This is a genomic window from Streptomyces sp. NPDC030165 (assembly GCF_055573595.1).
Genome location: NZ_JBVIBD010000027.1, coordinates 45,744 through 65,215, shown reverse-complemented (window position 1 = coordinate 65,215; position 19,472 = coordinate 45,744). Strand labels below are relative to the sequence as shown.

Sequence of the window (19,472 nt, the reverse complement as noted above, 5' to 3'; positions counted from 1 at the left end):
CCACCAGTCCCGCCGTTGATTGCCCCGGACGTCAGTGGGCCCCGGCGGCGCCTGCCGGGGCCCACTGACGCGATCTGCCCTCTGAACCGCAGGCAGCCGCTCAGCACGTTGTCATCCCGCGGAACCTGCTACGTGCCGCTGCCATCGGTGCTTACTTGCAGTAGGTGACCCCGGTGACACTCGTTGGCTCCGGAGGATAGGAACCCGCGGGGAAATACCACCCCTCGGTGTGGCCGGGCGCGATGTACTGGCAAACTCGGACGTAGGTGTAGGTGTTCCCCTTGCCGTTCGAGAAGACCGGGGTTTCGCTCAGGCCGTGGTTGTCCGCCCAGCAGTTGTTCCAGTAGATCCAAGCCGGGGCACCCGTACCTCCCGGCTGGTCGACCGACAGACCGCAAGGCCGTTTCTCCGCTTTCACCTCGGCCGCGGTGAGCGCTCGGGGCTGTGGCGCGGTCTTCTCCGCACCACCACCGGCCTGGCCGGCTGCGGGCACCGCGACGGCAACGACCAATGCGGCAGCTGCCGCGACCCCGGTCTTGACGAATCTCATGAAGCCCTCCCCAACATTGCCGGAGAAGCGGCGCGCCGTTTCCCGTTGCACGCCGCCCCGATCGGTTCCCAGCCGCATCGCCGCAACGAGGCGGCCTGTTGGTGTCCGGTATAGCCGCGACTCGTTGTTCAGTGTCAGGACGCCGCACTGAACAAACACACGCCGAACAATCGACTGAGTCTCCATTTAGTCCTGGGCAAGCCGGGAAACACCACATATCGACTGTCGTCGCTGCCCGGGATGTGCCGACCGCGTCTGATCAAGAACAACCCCCTGCTCCATGCCGATCAGCCGATTGCTTGCCGTGCCCACTTGGACGGCTTCCGGAAGCCGAATGCTCCGGCCAGCCAGAATCGGGGCGCTTCACCCCCGATCCGGGCCAGGAGACAGGCTCGTGCCATTCCACCGTTTTCCCGTTGACGATCAGTGCCGGGAAGGGCAGCGCGTCCAGAAACCTGCCTCGCACATGGTGGCCGAGCGTGGCGAGGCTGCTGGCCACCGCGCCCGTCATCACGGCCGCGGTGCTGCGGGCACACTCGACTGTCAGGGCCTTGTCGTAGATGGCATTGCATTGCCGAGGTCCGCGCTAAGGGCCCACTGGAGCATGCCCCGTCCTTCCTCAGGGACAGCACGACGCCGCTGCGGTCGTGCAGGCCAGCCGCATCGAAATCGAGGACGCGGACGCCGTGTCCGGACAGGCTGTCCCACACCGCTACCTCCAGCACGTGGTGCGGGTGCCCGTCGAAGCGTCGAAACGCCAGCGTGCCCGGTGTCGTAGGTGACGAGCCGGACCGGGCCGGCCGCGATGTGCTGGGCGGCCGCGGCCCGGTGGACGATCTCGTCGTCGACGACTTGACGAGTACCTGGCGGTCAACGTAGGGATCGACGGCGGCGAGGACCGAACGCCGCGGCTCCTGCGGTTCGAGGGCTTCGACTTCCCACTGCGCCGGGCGTGCGGGATCGAGGCCGTAGCGGCGGGCGTAGGCCGGCCACCGCGGATCGCCGCGTTCACTCTCGGTCGCCGACAGCCCGTACGCGCGCACCTGCTCGTACGTGAGCAGTACGCGGGTGGCCCGGCTCCAGCAGCCGGTGCGCTCAACCCAGTCCCGTTCAATGTCCAATCCCACGTCGGCGTAGGGCTGAGAACCGAAGCCGCGCACCACCAGGGGCCCGGGATGCCCTACGCGGCGAGCCAGCCGGTCAGCTGACGGCGCAGGGTGCACGTGGACATCGCGAACACCGCGGACAGTATTGATCAAGTCGAGCACACAGCCCTCGCGGCGGTCCTGGGCCAGCCGGGCCGACGGCCGCCGCTAGGCAGGCGCCGTATACGGCAGCACGCCCGCCGGGACCAGGCGGTACATCACCTGCCGCAGCGTCACCTTTAACGGCGCGTACTCGTGCACGATTTCCCGTGCCCGGTCCACGACGGCCGACCACCGCGCCCGCCACCCCACCACAGCTCATGCCTGCCTGCGGCGGTGCATACGCCTCGGGGCGGATACGGCGGCCATGCAGTTACACCATGCGGCTGATCGTGTTCATGCTGCGGCTGGACGCCAGGTGGCGAGGCCGGCGAAAGCATCAAGGGCATCGCACGACATCGCCGACCGAGGAGCCTGCTACATGCCCACCGCTGCCCCCTTCTCCGACAACGCCCCAGCCGAAGAAGGGCACTTGTCCGGCAGCGCATCGCATCGGACGGTCCCAGGCGTCCCGGCCTGGGCGCGACGTGCGGCGGCCGCGGTTGTCTGGGTGTCGGTGCCGTCGATGCTGTGGCGTCTCGGAGTGGTGCTGGGTGTCCCGCTCGGACTCGCGCCGTCCGAGTACGATGCGATGCTCCTGCCCGGCTGAAGCCTGCTGGTACTGCCGCTGCTGTCACTGGCCCAAGAAGGACTGGCCTGGCTGACACTCGGGCTGGTGCGACCGTGGGGAGAAGTGTGGCCGCGTTGGCTGCCGTATCTCAGAGGTCCTTTTCACCGGCAAAGTCTGTTTGCTCCCAACATATCTTTGTGGCGAGGTGGCACTCAGAGCTGGCGGTGGCTCAGGCGACGCCTGTGATTCATGGGAGGCCCGTCATCCCGCAGGATCTGTCTCACTCCACGAGGTGCGGTTCATCCCGTTACGCACCTATCCGTCACACGCAGATCCGGGAAGCAAGCGGCGCCTGTGAAGCACTGAGACGCATGATGGAGAACAAACCAGCAAAAAACGACTCTCAGGGGCCTGGCCAGAGGTGCCCGGGTGTGGGCTCAGCCGGTGTGATCGGGGTGCGGGTCAGGGCGGGTGCCGGCCGGCCAGAGGCTGTCGGGGAAGGCTGCGGTGTCGGTGTCGGTGTCGGGCATAAGTGTGGTGAGCATCTGCTGGGCGGTTTTAGCGTTGTCGGTGGCGCGGGGCAGCATGACGGTTTCATAGGCGTCGAGGGCTTCGCCGATGGTGGAGTGGCCGATGACGGCGCGGGCGAGGTCGGCGCCGTCGAGCAGAGCGAGGTTGGCGCCGACACCGATGGGCGGCATCAGGTGGGCGGCGTCGCCGAGCAGGGTGATCCCCAGGACGCGTTGCCAGGTGTGGGGCACCGGGAGGACGAACATCGGCCGGTTGATGAAGCCGCCCTCGTTGTCGCGCAGGATGCCCAGCAGGCTCCCATGCCAGCCCTGGTACCGGGCAAGGAGGCGGTCGCGCACGGCCTCGGTGTCGGTGAGGTCGAGTCCGGCGTGCCAGTCCTGGGGGCCGCGGAAGGTGATGTATGCGCGGACGTGTCCGTTGCTGTTGCGCTGCAGCACCAGGCTGCGGCTGCCCGCTTTGGCCGACATGGTGCCGCGTCCGACCAGGTGGGCGATGTCGGGGTGGCGGTGGTCGACATCGTTGAAGTGGGCTTCCACCAACGTGACACCCGCGTAGGCGGGTTGGGCGTCGGAGAGTGCGGGTCGTATCCGGGACCAGGCGCCGTCGGCGCCGATGACCAAGTCGAAGTCGTCGGCGTGCGCGCCGGTACGGTCGTGATGGTGCAGGCGGGCGGTGCCGTCGGGCTGCGGGGTGACGGCTTCTACGGTGCGGCCCCAGCGGACCGTGCCGGGGATAAGGGAGTCGAGCAGAAGCGCGCGCAGTCGGCCGCGGTCGATCTCGGGCCTGCTCAGGTCACCCTCGCCGGCGCGGTCGTGACGTACGAGGGCGGCGTGGCGGTCGTACAGGCGCCATTCCTGGCCTTCGGGCCGGGACAGGGCCAGGAACTGGTCGAACAGTCCGGCTACGCGCAGGGCCGCCTGGCCGGTGTCGTGGTCGATGTCGAGGGTGCCGCCCTGGGAGCGGGCGTGGGGATCGCTCTCCTGCTCGAAGACCGTGACCGGCATGCCGTGCTGTTGCAGGATCCGCGCGCAGACGAGACCGCCGAGGCCGGCGCCGGCGATGGCGATGCGAGGGGTGGTGGACATGAGGGTCACGCTCCATTCGGTGGGTGAAGTAGGTGCCGGTGTTGTGTGGTGAAGCCCTGTCCGGCGTGGCGGAGCAGTCATTCCGATGGGAACGCTGCCCGAGTTCCGGTGGCCGGCGCCGGTCAGGCATGCCGCCCACAGAAGCACAGCAACTACAAAAGTACAACTGATTCGATTTCGCAGCCGATCGCCTTTGCGATCGGATTCCCCCACCGGGGTAGGGTGGGGGCATGGCCGAGACATCGACAGGACGCCGCGAGCGCAAGAAGACCCGGACACGGCAGGCACTGGCCGATGCCGCGGTGCGGCTGTTCACCGAGCGCGGCTTCGACCATGTCGGTGTGCGTGAGGTGGCGGAGGCGGCCGACGTCTCGCTAAGCACGCTCTTCAAGCACTTCCCCAGCAAGGAAGCCCTCGTCTTCGACCTGGACGCGGACATCGAGAGCGACCTGGTCGCCGCCGTGCGCGACCGGTCGCCCGACCAGTCCCCGCTGCATGCCTTGCGCGACCACATGGTGCGCACCCGCACCGCCGTACGCACCGACGACCCCACGTTCGTCCTCGTCGAATCCACCCCCGCGCTGCGGGACTACGCCCGGCGCATGTGGTCACGCCACGAGAAGACACTGGCCGCCGCCCTCGCCGAGGCCACCGGGCTCGCCCCGGAAGGCCCCGCCGTCACCGGCCTGGCACGCTTCGCCCTGGAAGCTCCCGGCATCGCCCGGGCAAGCCAAGACCCGGCCCAGGCCGTACGCGACTTGTTCGCCCTGCTGGAACACGGCTGGGCCACCACCCCCCTGGCGCGACAGGAGACCGCCCCGGCCGGAACTCACAACCGCGATCAGAGGCCGCATCGGCCTTCTCAGTGACTCACACACTTTCGCCGCCGACTGCGGGGAACCGTGGTGAGTCTCACTGAGCGTTTGGTCCTGTAGCGGGTGTCTGGTTCCGCGGGGTCAGGTTCCGCGCCAGGTGGGGTGGTTTCGCCGGTGAGGCGGCGGGTCATGAGGTCGATCATCGCGAGCTGGATCAGGGCTTCGCTGCGGTGGGGGTGGGTTTCGTAGTCGCGGGCGAGCCTGCGGTGGTGCATGAGCCAGCCGGTGCTGCGCTCGATGGTCCAGCGCCGCGGAATGGTCACGAAGCCGCGGCGGCCCGGCGGGCGGGCGACGGGCTCGGCGTCGATGCCCAGCGCCGCGCCGTGGCCGATGGCGGTGGTGCGGTAGCCGGCGTCCACCCACGCCTTGCGGATGCGGGGGTGGACGGCGGCGATGCGGGAGAGCAGCTGCACGCCGGCCGCGGTGTCGGAGACGCTGGCGGCGGTGACCAGGACGGTCAGCAGCAGGCCGGGGGTGTCGCAGCCGAGGTGGCGCTTGCGGCCGGTGATCCGTTTCCCGGCGTCGGTGCCCTGGCCGGCCAGCGGCACATGGGCGGAGGTCTTGATGGTCTGGGAGTCCAGCACGCACGCGGACGGCTCGCCGTCGCGGCCCTCGGCCTCGCGGACCCGGCGCCGCAGCAGGCCGGCCAGCTGGGCGACGACGCCGTCCCGCTGCCCCTTGGCGAAGTAACCGTAGACGGTCTGGTGGGGCGGGAAGCCGTGGGGCAGGTAGCGCCAGGGGATGCCGGTGCGGTCCACGTACAGGATCGCGTCCAGGATGCGCCGCAGGCCGTGCTCGGGCGGGCGGCCGATGTCCAGGGCGTCGCGGCGGCGCCGGGCCCGCCAGGCGGTGAGCACGGGGGCGATCAGGGCCCAGCGGTCGTCGGACAGGCCGCTGGGGTACCCGTCGCGCGAGGTCATGTCCTGGATGTACCGCGCGGCGGTCGGCTTGGCGAGGGGCAAAGGGCCGCGGACTGCCCCGTCGCAGAAGGAGACGGGAGGTTCCGGGACGAGACGGTCCTCAGCCGCTGGATCCCACACCGATCGGCTCACCGGACCCTTCCGTCCCGAGCCGGCACACCCGCCAATCCCCCGCAGACTGCAATGAGACAGGACCAAACGCTCAGTCAGAGGCCGTCCGATCCCGATCCCCGCCGCGGTCATCCCGGCGGCGTTCGGCACACTGGCCTGCAGTGTCTACGGAGCACTGTTTGTCTGGACGACCCTGCATGCTCAGATGGACATCACACCATGGGGCCACTGGCTCCTCACCGCCTGCTACCTGCCCCTGACCGCCTGGGGCCCCTGCTGGGTGCCGTGACCATGCACTACTACCGGCGCCGCGCGCGTAGGTGAGGGGACGAACCCTGCCACGGGACACGCCTGCGCGCTCGGGCCGACGCTGGGCCTGCCGGGCCCAACGCCCCCGACGCCGCTTGACCAGGACGGGCTGACGACGTCGCCGCCGACGAGCCCGGGACTGCCCGGGGCCCGGTCATCTGGGGAACGGTGAGCCCATACCGACTCGTGCGAGAACGTCCTGTGCATTTGCTTGCAGTCCATGCCCCGTACATCTCGCACTCGCTGCGCCACACAGCCCCTGATGTTGTCAGTCCAGTGTGACGGTTCTGCGCGGGGAGTCGATGTGTCGGGGGGTGAGGGGGTGCCCGATCCGCAGCAGGAGCTGTGGTCGCCAGCCGGGTTCCAGCTCGGTTGCGAGCCGTGCTGTCAAGGTGGGGATTTCTACTGGTCCGGCCTGGATGTCGTGTGCCAGTCCTTCGGCTGCCGCGCGCAGCAGAATGCGGTACGCGGTGCGGCCCGCGTCGCACCAGGCCATCGGGTCGTCGGCCTTGGTTGCCATGACCATGACTAGCCCCGGTGCTGTCGCGAAGACGGTGCGTACGGCCTGGGCTGCCTGATCGGGGTCCGCGTGTTCCAAGAACCATTGGGAGGCCGGCATGGCGTTCCGTTCGGTGTCGGGGAACAGGGCTTCCACGGCCATTCCCTGGGAGGCGGGTTCTCCGTGCCAGTGCACCAGTGCGGCGAGTTCGCGGCGCATGGGGGGCAGGGACAGGGCGGTGGCGAGTCCGGCGCCTGCGAGCGCGGCGATTCTCTCCTGGGCTTGTCGGTCGGTGATCGGGAAGAGGCGGGTGTCGTTTCCGGTGCCGGGCGGGACGGTGGAGTTGAGCCAGTGGGGCTTTGCCAGTGGGGCGTAGGGGCCCCGGTCGGTGTGCCGTTGCCAGATGGCCCGGTACAGGGTGGAGTTCCCGGCCGGCGGGCATTCGGTGAGGTGCAGCACTGCCATGGTGTGGTCGTCGGGTACTTGCGCCGTGTGCGTGATGCGGGCGTGGATGCCCCAGCGGTGGGCTGCCACGAGGAATGCCTCGATGTACATGGCCAGGGAAAGTGCCGTCTGGCGCCGGGTCGGGTCGCCGGCGTCCAGTGCGTAGGCGTCGTGACGGCCGATGTGGAGTTCGTTGCCGGTGAGTGTGCAGGCCCACGGCTGTGCGTTGTGGGCAGAAGGGGCGCGGCCCGCGACCTGCGCCAGGAAGCGCACTTTGTCCCGGAGAGTTCCGTCGGTGGGGTACCGGTCCGGCTTCTTGTTCATGGGGCGTTCCCGAACAGTGTGCGCATACTTGTGGTGTATTCGGCGTTGATGCGTTCGCGCTCGGCCACCGTTCGGGGGGCATGGTGGTCGACGTCCAGGGCGGCATCCAGATCGACGGCGTATCGGCCGGAGGGCATGGGCTGGCCGGTGAGGATCCGTCGGGCGGTGTAGGCCAGTGCGGCACCGGCGAGACCGGCTGCGGTGCCGAGTTGCGGCCAGCTGACCAGGCGCGTGCCTACTTGCAGCAGTGACAGTTTCATTCGTGCGGTCACGTCTGGTCCCACCAGTGCGTCGGCCAGGGTGATGCGTTCGGCGTCCGTGAGGTGCTCGGGCAGTCGGCGCAGCCGGGCTTGGTCGAGTGCTCCGTGGAACAGTGGGCGGTGTGGTTCCAGGTCGTAGCGCTCTACGTCCAGGAGGACGTTGTCTGCGTTGTCGGTCGCCATGATGACCGGCACTTTCCGGGAGCGTGCGGTGAAGCGGGCGAAGGCTTTTGTCCACAGGTCGTCGGTCTCCTCGATGAGCAGGTCAAGGCTGTTGGTGCCGTGGCCGAAGAAGTCCTGGGCGGTCTGTGGTGTCAGGCCGTTGAACATTTCGATGTGCTGGAAAGGGTTGAGTTCCCATACGCGCTCGGCGCAGATTGCGGTTTTGGGCAGGCCGAGGTGGCATACCGAGGCCGTCACCCGGTTGAGGTTCGTCAGCGCGAGGGTGTCCGGGTCGGCGATGCGCAGTCGGTTCGCGCCTCCTGTACCGACCAGTGTCATGACCGCGGACATGCCCACGCTCAGTCCGGCCACTCCCACCCTGGCCGCGTGGTAGCGCTGTTGTTCCTGATGTGTGATCAGGTTGCGGTTGCGTGCTGTGCGCAGCCGCAAGAACGTCGTTTCGTCCGGTAGGTGCACAGCCGTGTGCCGCCAGGGGAAGTAGGCCCATACACCGGCTCGGCGCAGGTCGCCGCCGTGCCATCGGGAGGCCAGGTAGCGCCGGTAGGTGAGCTGGTAATAGGGGGAGTCGGCGGCGAGGAAGGGAAACTCGATGCGGAAGAGTTCCTCGACGAGGTGGGGAAGGACGTCCACCTCGTGCATCGGTTGACCGTGGGTCCGCAGTTCCTCGAAATCGGCGATGTCCTGGTGACACGACATGTCGTAGAGGCGGACGGCGGCCGACGGCTGAGTGGGGTGGGGTGTCACCGGGTGACCCGCCGGCCCTTGCCGGTGCGTGCGAAGGCGGGGTCGCCGTGCGGGAGTACGCGTGCGTCCAGGAGGCGCCGGCCGGGCATGGCTTCCTCCAGCTTGCGGTATTCCGCGTTGGTCGTGCGCAGCGCTTCACCGACGGCCTGTTCGATGTGTTGCTGCAGTGGCGGGCTCATGGTGGTGCCCGGCGCGAGCTCCACCCGCAGGCGCAGGAACTGCTCGCCGTTCTCCGCGGCCTCTTTGCCGAGGATGAATCTGCCGGATGTCTTGGGCGCCAAGTCGGGCCGTTCCAGTGCCTCTTTGATGTTGTCGGGATAGATGTTGACCGCGTAGAAGGTGCATGCGACGTCCGTGCGTCCGTACAGGGCGACGAAGTGCCCTGTCGAGCGCCCGGCAAGGTTCGCGGGCACGTCGTGACCGCAGTGGGTCATCGTCTGGGCCAGCGTCGTCATCGACATCACCCGGCCCGCGTCACCGATGCGGTAGCGGATCAGCGGCAGGCCGCTGCGTGCGCTGATGACGAGGTTCCCGTGGACGTTTTCGATGTGGCGGTATCGGGGGTCGAACTCCACGAGGGCGGGCAGTGCGCCTGCATCGGGGAACAGGACCTGGCGCAGCTGCGGGTCCTTTGCCGCGGCGCGGCGGGCGTAGACGGTCAGGGGGGTCTCAGCGCCGATGATGCCGGTGTCCGCGGTGCCGTAGATGCTCAGGGAGCTGTTGAGGGGGTCGGTGGTCCGCGCCGCCCGGTGGATGCTGTCGCGCCAGCTTTCGGAGAAGCTCTCGCCCGAGAGGACCAGGCGGAGCCCGAGCGGCTCCAGAGGCACGCCGGCGGCAAAGGCAGCGGCCAGGACGTCCTTGATGAGGGCGGGGTAGCCCATGACCACGGTCTGTGCGAATCCGGGGGCGATGTCCCGCAGGACCCTTACGTTCTCCTCGACGTCGATGCCCGGACAGATCGCTGTGAGCCGGTATCCCCGCTGTGCCAGCCGCAGGGTTGCCTCGAACTGGCAGGTGCCTGCCACGTGTGTGCCCATGAAGAAGGAGATCACGCACAGGGTGGGCCGGGTGCGGCAGCCGAAGGCATCGAACAGAGGGGCGTTGAGGTGGGCGGCTTCTTGCAGGCTGTCCTCGTCCTGGGGCCAGTAGAACGGGGTACCGCTCGATCCCGAACTGGATGCCACCAGGCGGGCCCCGGCGAGGCTGCCGTCCCACATCAGATCGGCCAGCGAAGCCGTCCGCAGGTAGTTCTCCTTGGTCGTGACCGGGACACGACCGAAGTCGGCGGCTTCCGCCACCAGAGCCGGGTCGCAGTCGCGACTGCGCAGGAAGCGCGCGTACGCCGGTACGGACACCGCCGCACGGCGGAAGAGCTCCAGTGGCCAGTCACCGGCGGCCGGAGTGGTCAAGACGGACATCATGCCCCGCATTTCTCGCTGGCCACGACGTTACGCCCCGGCCCCGGAGCCGACCACATGTGAGGTGCCAGGCGGGTGGTTGCTTGGTCGGGCGAACCAGCGTGCAGGGCGGGGCGGGCGACTGTAGGGGATCTCGTGTATGGAGGTGGCGGTCGGGGGCGGGGTGCTGGATGCGGTCTTGTGTACGGGGGCGGCCAGGGGCGGGCTGCCGGACGCGGTCTCGCGTACGCGGCGGCGGCCGGGGGCGGGCTGCCGACGTCGGGCTGCCGAACGGCATGCTTCACGCCGTGGCCGCCGGCCTGGATGGCTGGTCGCCGGGCGGAGGAGGACCCGCAATCTCTCGGTGGACGGACCAGGCTGAGGAGCTGCTGAGGAAGGGGTTGGCAGTGCCCACCGGGACACGCCGGGCCGGAGCGCCTCCGTCCCGGTGTCACGGGTGCATGTCAGGCGGCGGATGCCGGGCGCGTTCCATGACGGCGTCGCCGGCTTGGAAGGCGGCGAGCAGTGCAGGCGGACGGCGATACCGCGCTCAGAAGTGCGGGAGGACCGCAGGCCCGTGACCGTGCGCTCGATGCCGTGACCGAGGACATCGCCGCCGCCCAGGCCGTCGGCGTTGCGGCGGCCGAGGGCCATCGACCGCCCGGCCATCAGCGTCCTCCGGAAGGAGTGGCTACAGCATAGGTAGCGGGAACTCCGTCACGGTCGGTCTTGACCTTCCTCTCCCCCAGGCCCCGGCCTTCGGGAAGACCGGGCGCCGGTCACCGACGACGTTCAGCTGGCCTGTGCGCCCGTCACGCTGATGACCGTCAGCCCGGCCGGGTGAGCCTTGACGGCGCGGTTCCTCCGCAGGTTCACGAACGCCTGGGAGCGCACCAGGTGCATCCACTTCCGGCGCACGATCTCCCGGTTGTGGACGGGCACCACCAGGTGGAGTGCCGGCCCGCGGGCTACGACGAGGCAATCTCCGAGGGTCGCACGAAGGTGTGGGCACGATCAACGCCCGCAAGGGCTTTCGCGCCGTGGCCGCCCGCCGTGATGACCCGATGTGCTGACCCGATGTGGTACGCGGGCGTACCTCTTCCATGGCACGGTGGCCGTCGCAGTCCTTTGCCGCTGGCTACGCTCCTGCTCCCTCGGGCAGAACGTGGTGCCCGGGGAATGTGCGGCGGCGGTAGGAATGTGCGGCAATGGACAGGCCGATGCCCCACACCAGGAACTGCGGGATTCCGTAGACGACGATCCAGGGGCTGAAAACGCCGCCGCCGTGGAAATCGTTGACCGTCTGCGCAGCGGCCCACACGGTGTACAGGAGGAGGAAGGCCGAGACGGCGAAGGCTGTGGCGGTCAGCGTCCGGCGCGGAACTGGGCGCCCGGCCAGGAACGGAGTCCAGCCCGGGAACACCAGACCCCACGGCCGCACCAAGCTCAACGCCAAAATGCCCGCCAGCAGGGCCAGACCGCTGAGTATGAACAGGTAAGGGCCGCCGCCGACCGCATACCATTCCCGAAACTTCTGCCGGTCCGCCCAGAGGGGAATCCCCAGTGCCCAGATCGCGTGCAGCGGGATGAACCCGACGGTCGCGGAGAGCGCCGAGGCATAAGCGGCCCGGACGGCCCACCGGGGCGGGGGCAGAACCTCAGCAACCGCGTCTTGCGGGCGGGGGAGGGTGAATTCGGACATGAGCCGGTTCTCCTGATGCGACGGAAGAGGTGATCAAGAGACACCGTTCCATGGCCGGGCGTTGCAGGGCATCGCACCCGGGGCCGATCGATCCTCATCCCTTGAGGCAGCCCAGGCACCGAGTCGCTCCCCCGAGCGGGGGAGCCCCTCTCAACCCCATCCACCCGGTAGACCAGCTGGTGACGTTTCACGGCGTTCCGGTCAACACCTATACCCAAGCGACCCGCCGGACAGGACCTGGAACACCCTTTGACCGCTCCCCCGACCGCGGCCAGGCCAAGGCCTACCTTCAGGCCCAGCCGGGATTCAAGCCGTCGGCAGGAGCTGGCGTCGTACGAGCCGCCCGGACCACCGGCAGGCGGCGGGCGGCAGGCAAGGCACCTGAGGTGCCACCAGCAAGCGCTGATCAGGCACTCGTTTCGCGCTGATCACTTACCCCAAGGCAGTTTCGCTGTTGCCACCCGAGGGCGTGTACTCGCCACGCGCTGCCCCCTCAGCACACCGGGGCTGCATGAGCGTTAGCGGAGTGTTAGCGGTGCGGCAATCCCGCGCCAGCGGCCCCGGGCAGAGTGAACGACGTACCGAGGAGACCGCGACACCAACTGCCCCGGGGGGAACCCGAAATGAGCGCCAGCACCATCACCCGCACCGCCCGCCGCCGCACCCTGCGCATCGCCGCCGCGGCCCTGACCGCAGCCGCCGGCCTGACCCTGACCGCCTGTTCCGGCTCGGACGCCGCCACCGGCACCAAGGCCGCAGCCCACATGGACGCGGCCGCGGCCGCCGCAGACCCCGGCGCCGCCAACTCCAGCAGCACGGGCTCCTCCTCCACCGACACCCAGGGCTCCAACCCCCAGACAGGCTCCGACACCAAGACCGACACCAAGGCAGGGCCCGCGGGCCAGCAGACCGGCGGCCCGCAAGCCGCCCGCGGCGGCGGCAAGACCGGTACGGGCCACCAGCGCTGCCACACCTCCGACCTCAAAGCGGCCTTCGCCACCGGCGAAGACGCCACCCCCGACCCGAACGCAAACGGCGGGACGACCACCAGCATCGTCCTGACCAACACCAGCAACCGCACCTGCAAGATCGGCGGCTTCGCCGGCGTCGACCTCAAGCCCGACGCCGGCGGCCCCGCCTGGTCGCTCGCCCGCTCCTCGGCCAAGCACGGCTCCATCACCCTCGCCCCCGGCGACAGCACCGACTTCACCCTCAACCTCGGCATGGCCAAGGAGAACGAGGAAGGCTCCTGGAAGCCCGCCACCGTCACCGTCACCCCGCCCAACGAAACCACCGCCCTCACCCTCAAGTGGCCCTGGAGCCCCCTCACCCACCAGGACGGCGCCACCCACCCCGCCACCTACGTCAACCCCATCGGCTGACCGACGCCGTCCGTGCTGCCGGACCCGGACGTTCGGCCAGGGCAGCGGGAAGGGGCCGCGTACACCGCGAGTTCCCGTGGTTCCTGTAGGCGGGAATTACGTAATGCGCTACGTAGATCGCGCCCGATCGGCGCGGTGGCGCCGCCCCGGCATCTAGTGTCGAGAAGACGACAGCCAAGATCATTCCTGGGCGGGGCCGGCTCAGAATGTGAAGGAGAAGCATGGAGATGGCGATGGAGCCGTGGTGGCGTACCCGTATCGGTGCCGCTTTCGCGGTCGGTGCCGCAGCGGTCACCGTTCCGCTTTCCGCCACCACCTCTTCCGCTGCCCCCGCCTGGAAAATCGCCGGCGGCGAGAGCTACCCCCCCAGGGGAGGCGTTCTGCGAACTCAACGCCGAGATCGAGTACTTCTCCAAGGGGTACACGAACGTCGACTGTGTGCACCGCCCCGAGGTCCGCCCCGACTTCCATGTCGTGTGGATCTACCACCCCTGACCAGCGCCTGAGCCGGTACCTGCACGGAGCGGCCCAGGGTCCGTCGTGAAACGGATCCTGCCCAGAGCAGGAGCGATGCGAGTGTGGATCGCCGCTTCGTAGGGGGTGGCGGTCTTCTCGTATCGGGTGGTGGGGACGCCTGGGGCATGTACGAGGCGCAGGTGTGCGGACGTACACATGCCTGCCTGCGCACTCACGCACGCCATGCGTCATGCACGGCCAGAAAATGACAAACAACGAACGTCAACCAGTGCCTGCCAACGGCACTTGGGACCCGAAAGGTCTGCTGGATGAAGATTCGCCGCGCCCTGACGGCCGCCGCAGCGGCTGCCGTGATAGCGCCCGCCGCCGTACTGGCCGCGCCCGCCGCCGCGTTCGCGGCGGAGCCGGTGTCCGAGGCCGGCCCCCGCACGCCCGCCTCTTCCGACTCCCCCGATGCCGCAACGCCTGCGGGCCGGCCGGCGGATTCCGCAACGAGCGGCGGCGGAACGGGCAACCCGGACGAGCCGCGGCGCCCGGGCGGAGCCGCTGCCGGTGGTTCGGCTTCCCAGGACCGCGACGGGGCCGCTCGTCCCGCCCCAGGGAAGCCGCCGAAAGCCGCCGGAACCGCCAAAGGGGCCACCGAGGGGGTCACCGGCGCGAGTGGTGCCGCCGGTGGAGGCAAGACCGCCGGTGATTCCGATGGTGCGGGTCAGCCCTGTGCGTTCGAGTCCGACCAGTTGCACGTGGCCGTCCGGGGGCTGCCGACCCAGCTGGCTGCGGGCGGCGCCTGGTCCCCCTTCTCCATGACGCTCACCAACACCACCGCCAAGCCCCTGGCGGAGGTCCAGCCCTTCCTGCTCGTGTCCTCCGCCGAAGATGTCGACCGGCCGTACTGGGAGCTGGAGACGGAGTACCGCGACGCCAAGACGGGGCAGTGGAAGACGTTCCATGACGCGGAGCCCGAAGACCTGTTCGGCTTCTTCGCCGTCGGTCCGCGCAGTACCATCACGCTCCAACTGCGCACCCGCGCGGTCAAGAACGCCAAGCCCGGCGCCGGATACGCGCTCGCTGCCGGCGACTACCGCAACCACGACGGTTCCTGCGGTTCGGCCAAGGAAGCCTGGTACGACTTCACCATCCTGCCTGCGGGCGCGAAGCCGACGCAGACCCCGACCGCCAAGCCGGGTGGCACGGCCGGGCCCGGCCAGAGCGCCGCGTCCGGCGGCGGTACGGGTGGTTCCGGTTCCGCCGGTGGCCTCGGCCCGCAGGGGGGCGCCCACCTCGCCGCGACCGGCTCCTCGTCCGCGCTCCCGGCGATGGCTCTCGCCGGCGGAGCCGCGATGGTCGCCGGCGCGGGTACGGTCATCGGCATGCGCCGCCGGAAGGGCGTGGCCGGTCCGGGCGCCACGGACATCACCGCGTAAGCCCCACAGCTTCTCCAAGAACCTGAAACCCAAGGATCCACGACCTCAGAGCTCAACGACGCGGGAAACAAAGGCTCCAAGGGTCCGAAGAACCGGGAAAGAGATCTTCATGAAACTGCGCCGCGCCCTGTCGGTCTCGGCCGCGACGGCCGCCCTGCTCCCCGTGGCGGTGGCCGTCGCGCCCGCCTCCCAGGCGGCCCCTGCCGCGGAAATGCCGAACTGCTCCGACATCGGGAAGCCCAACAGCAACAACGCCTTCGTGGGCCGCTCGTTCGGCATACCCAAGTCGGTCACTGTCGGCACTCACTGGACGACCTACACCGCCACGCTCACCAATGCCTCGGCGAAGGAGCTGAAGTCGTTCGAACTCAGCGCCAAGGTGATCAGCTATGTCTACAACGAGGGCGAGCGCGACCTGAGCCCGTACAGCGATCTGCAGTACTGGGACACCACGCAGCGCGCCTGGAAGACGCTGAAGGATGCCGAAGGAAAGGCCCGTGGCCCCATCCCCGGCCCGAAGACGCTGAAGCCCCGCGAGTCCGTCCACGTGCAGCTGCGGTTCAGGGTGAGCAAGGACCTGCCCCTGAACCAGACGTACGACGCGTTCACCGGTATCACCGGCACCTCCGTCGACCGCTACGACAACACGGACTGCACGGTGCACGGCGACGCCGGCGGCGGTTTCTACCCTCGCGAGGGCTGAGACTTGCGGGGCTGCCGCCGTCGCAGTCCGACGGCGGCAGCCCCTGGGGTCCGTACTCAAACGGATGGTGCCCAGAGCAGGAGTGATACGAGTGTGACCGCCGCTTCGAAGGAGGTGGCGGTCTTCTCTTGTCGGGCGGCGGCCCCGCGTGCACAGCCTCTGCAACGTTCTCCGGTACGGAGAACTCCAAGCAAAAGGTCATACGCTTCCCCGCGCTTTTCGCATTCGTCACGGCCAGCTACTCCTCGGCGAAAGCTCGATGCTGAAGCCGGAGTCCCCTGCCAAGGCGAGCGGCTCCCTGTCCGCTGCCATCCAGTCGAGACGTTCGAAGCGCACCGAGTCGTCGCTGCTCCGCCAGTGGATCCGGTCGTACGAGTGATCACACTGGGGGTGCTGGATGCCGGTTCCGGATGGGTCGGACGTCACCCGCCCGGTGGGCCCTTCCCCGGCGCCGGGAATCCGTTGGGCCGGACCCGGTTGCGGCTCAGCCGCCGGGGTGACCTTGCGGTGGTTGCCGGGTTGCCCGCTGGGATCCGGGACAGGCGCCCCGGACGGAGTCCCCGCCCACGCCGTGCACCCTTTTGGCCGAGGCAGCTCTCCTTTCGACGCCTGACAGGCTCTTACGCCACGGCCGGTAGGAGACAGCGGTCCCCGGCTCGCGTCTCCGCAGTGCTCGCCCTGTTCGGCATGCCGTGCGGCAGGAACTGCCGCACTCTGGTGAGCACGTTCTCGATCCGGGCCGGTTCACGAACGGGCTCGGCTCCCGAGCCCCGGGTACACCGGCGGATTCCCGGCAGCCGTTCAGGCCGGGGTCCGTTGCCGAAGCGGACTCCGGAGCGACGGCGCACAGCCCCCCGGCGAAGCACGCCTGCCTGCCGGAGGGCCGCAAACGGGTCTGCTGGTCCACCCGGCGCCCGAGGGGAACCTGCCCCAAGCCGGTCCCCGCGATGCCCCGGTTCGGTGAGCCGCCGGCCGAAAGGAGCCGAAGATGATCAAGGTGGGATGGACAGCAGCCGGCGCTCTGGCCGCGGTGGCGGTGCTCGCGGCCGACCCGGGGCGCAGCGCCTCCGCGCCGGACCAGGACGTACAGCGCGATCAGGCCGCGGCGGCGGCTGACCGCCGCGCCCCGGACCGGCCCGCCGTACAGCAGGCCGCCACCGTCCCGTCCCCCACGGCCGCAGCGCTGGCTACGCTTCAGAGCCGCATCGCCCGGCACGTCGCCGCGCACGGCACCGGTCACAGCTTCGCCAGCTACACCGACCACACCACCGGCCGCATCGTTTTGATCACCGACGCCCCCGACAGCACCGCCGACCGGCTGACCGATGCCTCGGCGCTGCCCGGCGGCCAAGTCCAGGCCCTGCGGCACACGCTGCGGCGCCACGGCACCACCAGCGACATCACCGGGTTCCGCCGGGACGAGTCCCCGCCCTTCTACGGCGGTTCCGGCATCCGCAGCGGCACCACCCTGTGCTCGTCCGGCTATCCGGTACGCAAACGCAGCGGCACGGTGTTCATGACCACCGCCGGGCACTGCTTCGCCAACGGTGCCACGGTCTCCACCGAGGGCGGCCGCTTCACCTACGGCCAGGTCTCCGACCGGCGTCTGCCCACCGTCACCAACGAGCCGGTGGACATGGAACTGCTCGGCGACCGCAGCTACAGCGGCTACATCTACACCGGCCCGGCCGACGGCAACGTCATCACCCCGGTGCGCTCGGCCGGCGGCGCCTCGGTGGGCCACAGCAACTACTGCCACAGCGGCCGTACCACCGGCGAGCACTGCGGGCACACGGCCACCAGCACCACCGGACAGGTGTGCACCCGGCCGACCGGCTGCAAATCCCCGGTCATCGTCTACACCGGCGGCACCCTGCCCCGGCCCGGCGACTCAGGCGGCCCCTTCTACACCAAAGATGACAAGGGCGTCCATATCCGCGGCCACAACATCGCCGCCGGCAGCAACAACAGCTACGCCCAGCCATGGACCGAAGTAGCCTCCCGCCTCCAGGTCACCATCGTGCCCCGGAGCTATTGAGAATCGCAGGCCGGCCGCGTCGGGCCACGGCCGTTGGGCCCGGCAGCAGTTCCCTGCCGGAGCCAAAGCGGTGTCGGCCGGTAGCGGGTCCGTCGGTCAGGTACCGGCGGGTACGGCCTCGCGCAGGCTGGTCCACAGTCCGCGTACATCTGCTGCGGGATCGTCGAGCACCACGGGTGCACCGTCACCCAGGCGCAGGACGCGGCGGCGGCCGGCGTACGGGGGCCAGTGCGGTTGCCTCCCGCCCGGAGTGCCGGCGCCGGTGCCAGTGCCAGTGCCGGTGGGGCATCCGGTACGGGCGAAGGAGATCCACGCCTCGCGCATGCGGTCGGAGAGGTCTTGCGGGGCGTCGGGGCCGGTGAGCTGGCCGGTGAGGTTGCCGAAGACGAAGCCGATCTCTGCCATGTGGCAGGCTCCGAGAGCACCGCCGAGAGCGGGCGAGGGCCACGCGAACTCGTACACGAAGGTCTGCGCTCCGTGCGCAGCGCGGGCCTCGGCCACCCGGAGAGCGGGGATCCGGTAGGCGTAGTCGCTCATGGCCGCCGACAGCAGGTCGCCGGGAGTGGCCCGGGGGTGTGCGGCGGCGTACACGCGGCGGGCCTCGGCCGGGTCGAGGCCGAGCCCCGCGAGAAAGCCGTGCAGGACCTCATCGGTGATCCGCGGGCCGATCCCCAGCGGGACGAGGAAGAGACGGAATTCGTCGCTGGTCGTGCCGGTCAGCAGATCGATGTCCCGGCCCGCTCCGCCGGCGAGCGCGTCGATCGGGCGCCGGGGCAGGGTGGCTCCGTCCACGACGGGCAGCACGGTGGTGCCGCCGCCGGCCGACTCACCCCACTGCCCGGGATCGTCGGCCCGCGCGATCTCCCGGCCCAGGGCGTCGTTGGCGGCGATGAGCTGTTCGGGCGACAGGGCGGCCAGGGCTTCGCGGGTCGGCTCCGTACCGGCGAGGGCGGCCAGCCGCTCGGTGACGCGCCGGGCGATGTGCTCCGGGTGGCTGTGGTGACCGGCGCCGCTCTGAGTGATCGCGCGGCGGAACAGGCCGTGGGCCCGCGGCATGGTCATGAGCGCGGTGATGCTGATGGCGCCCGCGGACTGGCCGAAGACGGTGACGTTATCCGGGTCGCCGCCGAAGCCGACGATGTTGTCACGGACCCATTCCAGTGCGGCGATCTGATCCAGCAGACCGAGGTTGGCCGTGCCGTCGGGCAGCAGGAGGAAGCCTTCCGCGCCGAGCCGGTAGTTGAGGGTCACGCATACGACGCCGTCGGCGGCGAGCCGCGCGCCGTCGTAGGACGGCAGGCAGCCGGCTCCGTTGCGGAACGCGCCACCGTGGATCCACACCATGACCGGAAGCCGCCCTCCGGTGCGCCCCGGGTCGGGGGTCCACACGTTGAGGTTCAGGCATTCCTCGCCATGCCCCGCCGCTTCTTCCAGCAGGCCGGCCATGGCGGAAACATAACCGGGCTGGGGCGCGGTGGGGCCCGGGACGAGCGCGTCGCGCACCCCGGTCCATGGCCGCGGCGGCTCGGGAGGCCGCAGGCGTCGCGGACCGAACGGCGGTGCCGCGTAAGGCACCCCCATGAACGCCGCCACTTGGCCCTTCCATTGTCCGCGTATCCGGCCTGCCGAGGTGGGGATGGTGACGTGCATGGAGCCTCTCACTGTCGCGCTTGTTCCGGGCGATCCTCACCGGCCTTCG

At 69.7% G+C, this 19,472-nt stretch carries 13 protein-coding genes and 1 pseudogene; 5 read left to right on the top strand and 9 right to left on the bottom strand.

Features of this window, described 5'->3' with window-relative positions; genetic code table 11:
• Positions 1-151: 151 nt before the first annotated feature.
• Complete coding sequence (locus tag ACZ4Z1_RS35720) at positions 152-709, bottom strand: hypothetical protein (protein ID WP_468490833.1); 558 nt, start codon at positions 707-709, stop codon at positions 152-154.
• A 2,093-nt stretch (positions 710-2,802) separates the two neighbouring features.
• Positions 2,803-3,981 (bottom strand): FAD-dependent oxidoreductase, encoded by a 1,179-nt coding sequence (locus ACZ4Z1_RS35715; RefSeq protein WP_468490832.1) that lies wholly within the window; start codon positions 3,979-3,981, stop codon positions 2,803-2,805.
• Between the two features lie 230 nt (positions 3,982-4,211).
• Here ACZ4Z1_RS35715 and ACZ4Z1_RS35710 point away from each other — a divergent pair, with 230 nt between their 5' ends.
• Positions 4,212-4,850 carry a TetR/AcrR family transcriptional regulator gene (locus ACZ4Z1_RS35710; RefSeq protein ID WP_468490831.1) on the top strand — a complete coding sequence of 213 codons (639 nt, stop codon included), beginning with the start codon at positions 4,212-4,214 and terminating at the stop codon, positions 4,848-4,850.
• 87 nt (positions 4,851-4,937) lie between these two features.
• Here the strand turns inward: ACZ4Z1_RS35710 and ACZ4Z1_RS35705 are convergent.
• The 6 genes and pseudogenes from ACZ4Z1_RS35705 to ACZ4Z1_RS35680 all read right to left on the bottom strand — a co-directional run bounded on the left by ACZ4Z1_RS35705 (position 4,938) and on the right by ACZ4Z1_RS35680 (position 11,749).
• A pseudogene (locus ACZ4Z1_RS35705) lies at positions 4,938-5,776 on the bottom strand (IS5 family transposase).
• Between the two features lie 688 nt (positions 5,777-6,464).
• Complete coding sequence (locus tag ACZ4Z1_RS35700; RefSeq protein ID WP_468490830.1) at positions 6,465-7,463, bottom strand: hypothetical protein; 999 nt, start codon at positions 7,461-7,463, stop codon at positions 6,465-6,467.
• Positions 7,460-8,602 (bottom strand): ThiF family adenylyltransferase, encoded by a 1,143-nt coding sequence (locus tag ACZ4Z1_RS35695; protein WP_468490829.1) that lies wholly within the window; start codon positions 8,600-8,602, stop codon positions 7,460-7,462. Before ACZ4Z1_RS35695 ends, ACZ4Z1_RS35700 begins: the two co-directional genes overlap by 4 nt.
• Before the next feature lie 44 nt (positions 8,603-8,646).
• Positions 8,647-10,059 carry a phenylacetate--CoA ligase family protein gene (locus ACZ4Z1_RS35690; protein WP_468490828.1) on the bottom strand — a complete coding sequence of 471 codons (1,413 nt, stop codon included), beginning with the start codon at positions 10,057-10,059 and terminating at the stop codon, positions 8,647-8,649.
• 780 nt (positions 10,060-10,839) lie between these two features.
• On the bottom strand, positions 10,840-10,992 hold the full coding sequence (locus ACZ4Z1_RS35685; RefSeq protein ID WP_468490827.1) for a hypothetical protein: 153 nt from the start codon (positions 10,990-10,992) through the stop codon (positions 10,840-10,842).
• A gap of 193 nt (positions 10,993-11,185) precedes the next feature.
• Positions 11,186-11,749, bottom strand: a complete 564-nt coding sequence (locus tag ACZ4Z1_RS35680; protein ID WP_468490826.1) for a hypothetical protein — start codon at positions 11,747-11,749, stop codon at positions 11,186-11,188.
• A 623-nt stretch (positions 11,750-12,372) separates the two neighbouring features.
• Between ACZ4Z1_RS35680 and ACZ4Z1_RS35675 the strand changes: the two genes are divergently transcribed.
• The 4 genes from ACZ4Z1_RS35675 (at position 12,373) to ACZ4Z1_RS35660 (ending at position 17,773) form a co-directional block, all read left to right on the top strand.
• Positions 12,373-13,131 (top strand): DUF4232 domain-containing protein, encoded by a 759-nt coding sequence (locus ACZ4Z1_RS35675; protein WP_468490825.1) that lies wholly within the window; start codon positions 12,373-12,375, stop codon positions 13,129-13,131.
• 785 nt (positions 13,132-13,916) lie between these two features.
• Entirely contained in the window at positions 13,917-15,032 is a 1,116-nt protein-coding gene (locus ACZ4Z1_RS35670; protein ID WP_468490824.1) for an LPXTG cell wall anchor domain-containing protein, read from the top strand.
• Between the two features lie 109 nt (positions 15,033-15,141).
• Complete coding sequence (locus ACZ4Z1_RS35665) at positions 15,142-15,735, top strand: hypothetical protein (RefSeq protein WP_468490823.1); 594 nt, start codon at positions 15,142-15,144, stop codon at positions 15,733-15,735.
• Between the two features lie 988 nt (positions 15,736-16,723).
• Entirely contained in the window at positions 16,724-17,773 is a 1,050-nt protein-coding gene (locus ACZ4Z1_RS35660) for a chymotrypsin family serine protease (protein ID WP_468490822.1), read from the top strand.
• A 96-nt stretch (positions 17,774-17,869) separates the two neighbouring features.
• On the opposite strand, the gene ACZ4Z1_RS35655 is transcribed toward ACZ4Z1_RS35660, so the two are convergent.
• A complete protein-coding gene (locus ACZ4Z1_RS35655) occupies positions 17,870-19,423 on the bottom strand; it encodes a carboxylesterase/lipase family protein (protein WP_468490821.1) in 1,554 nt (517 codons plus the stop codon).
• Positions 19,424-19,472: the final 49 nt, after the last annotated feature.

Excerpts from the sequence above, each read along its gene's own strand:
- ACZ4Z1_RS35665 (WP_468490823.1), top strand. The coding sequence starts at position 15,142 with ATGAAACTGCGCCGCGCCCTGTCGGTCTCGGCCGCGACGGCCGCCCTG.
- ACZ4Z1_RS35715 (WP_468490832.1), bottom strand. The coding sequence starts at position 3,981 with ATGTCCACCACCCCTCGCATCGCCATCGCCGGCGCCGGCCTCGGCGGT.
- ACZ4Z1_RS35655 (WP_468490821.1), bottom strand. The coding sequence starts at position 19,423 with ATGCACGTCACCATCCCCACCTCGGCAGGCCGGATACGCGGACAATGG.
- ACZ4Z1_RS35710 (WP_468490831.1), top strand. The coding sequence starts at position 4,212 with ATGGCCGAGACATCGACAGGACGCCGCGAGCGCAAGAAGACCCGGACA.
- ACZ4Z1_RS35670 (WP_468490824.1), top strand. The coding sequence starts at position 13,917 with ATGAAGATTCGCCGCGCCCTGACGGCCGCCGCAGCGGCTGCCGTGATA.
- ACZ4Z1_RS35660 (WP_468490822.1), top strand. The coding sequence starts at position 16,724 with ATGATCAAGGTGGGATGGACAGCAGCCGGCGCTCTGGCCGCGGTGGCG.
- ACZ4Z1_RS35680 (WP_468490826.1), bottom strand. The coding sequence starts at position 11,749 with ATGTCCGAATTCACCCTCCCCCGCCCGCAAGACGCGGTTGCTGAGGTT.
- ACZ4Z1_RS35695 (WP_468490829.1), bottom strand. The coding sequence starts at position 8,602 with ATGTCGTGTCACCAGGACATCGCCGATTTCGAGGAACTGCGGACCCAC.
- ACZ4Z1_RS35675 (WP_468490825.1), top strand. The coding sequence starts at position 12,373 with ATGAGCGCCAGCACCATCACCCGCACCGCCCGCCGCCGCACCCTGCGC.
- ACZ4Z1_RS35700 (WP_468490830.1), bottom strand. The coding sequence starts at position 7,463 with ATGAACAAGAAGCCGGACCGGTACCCCACCGACGGAACTCTCCGGGAC.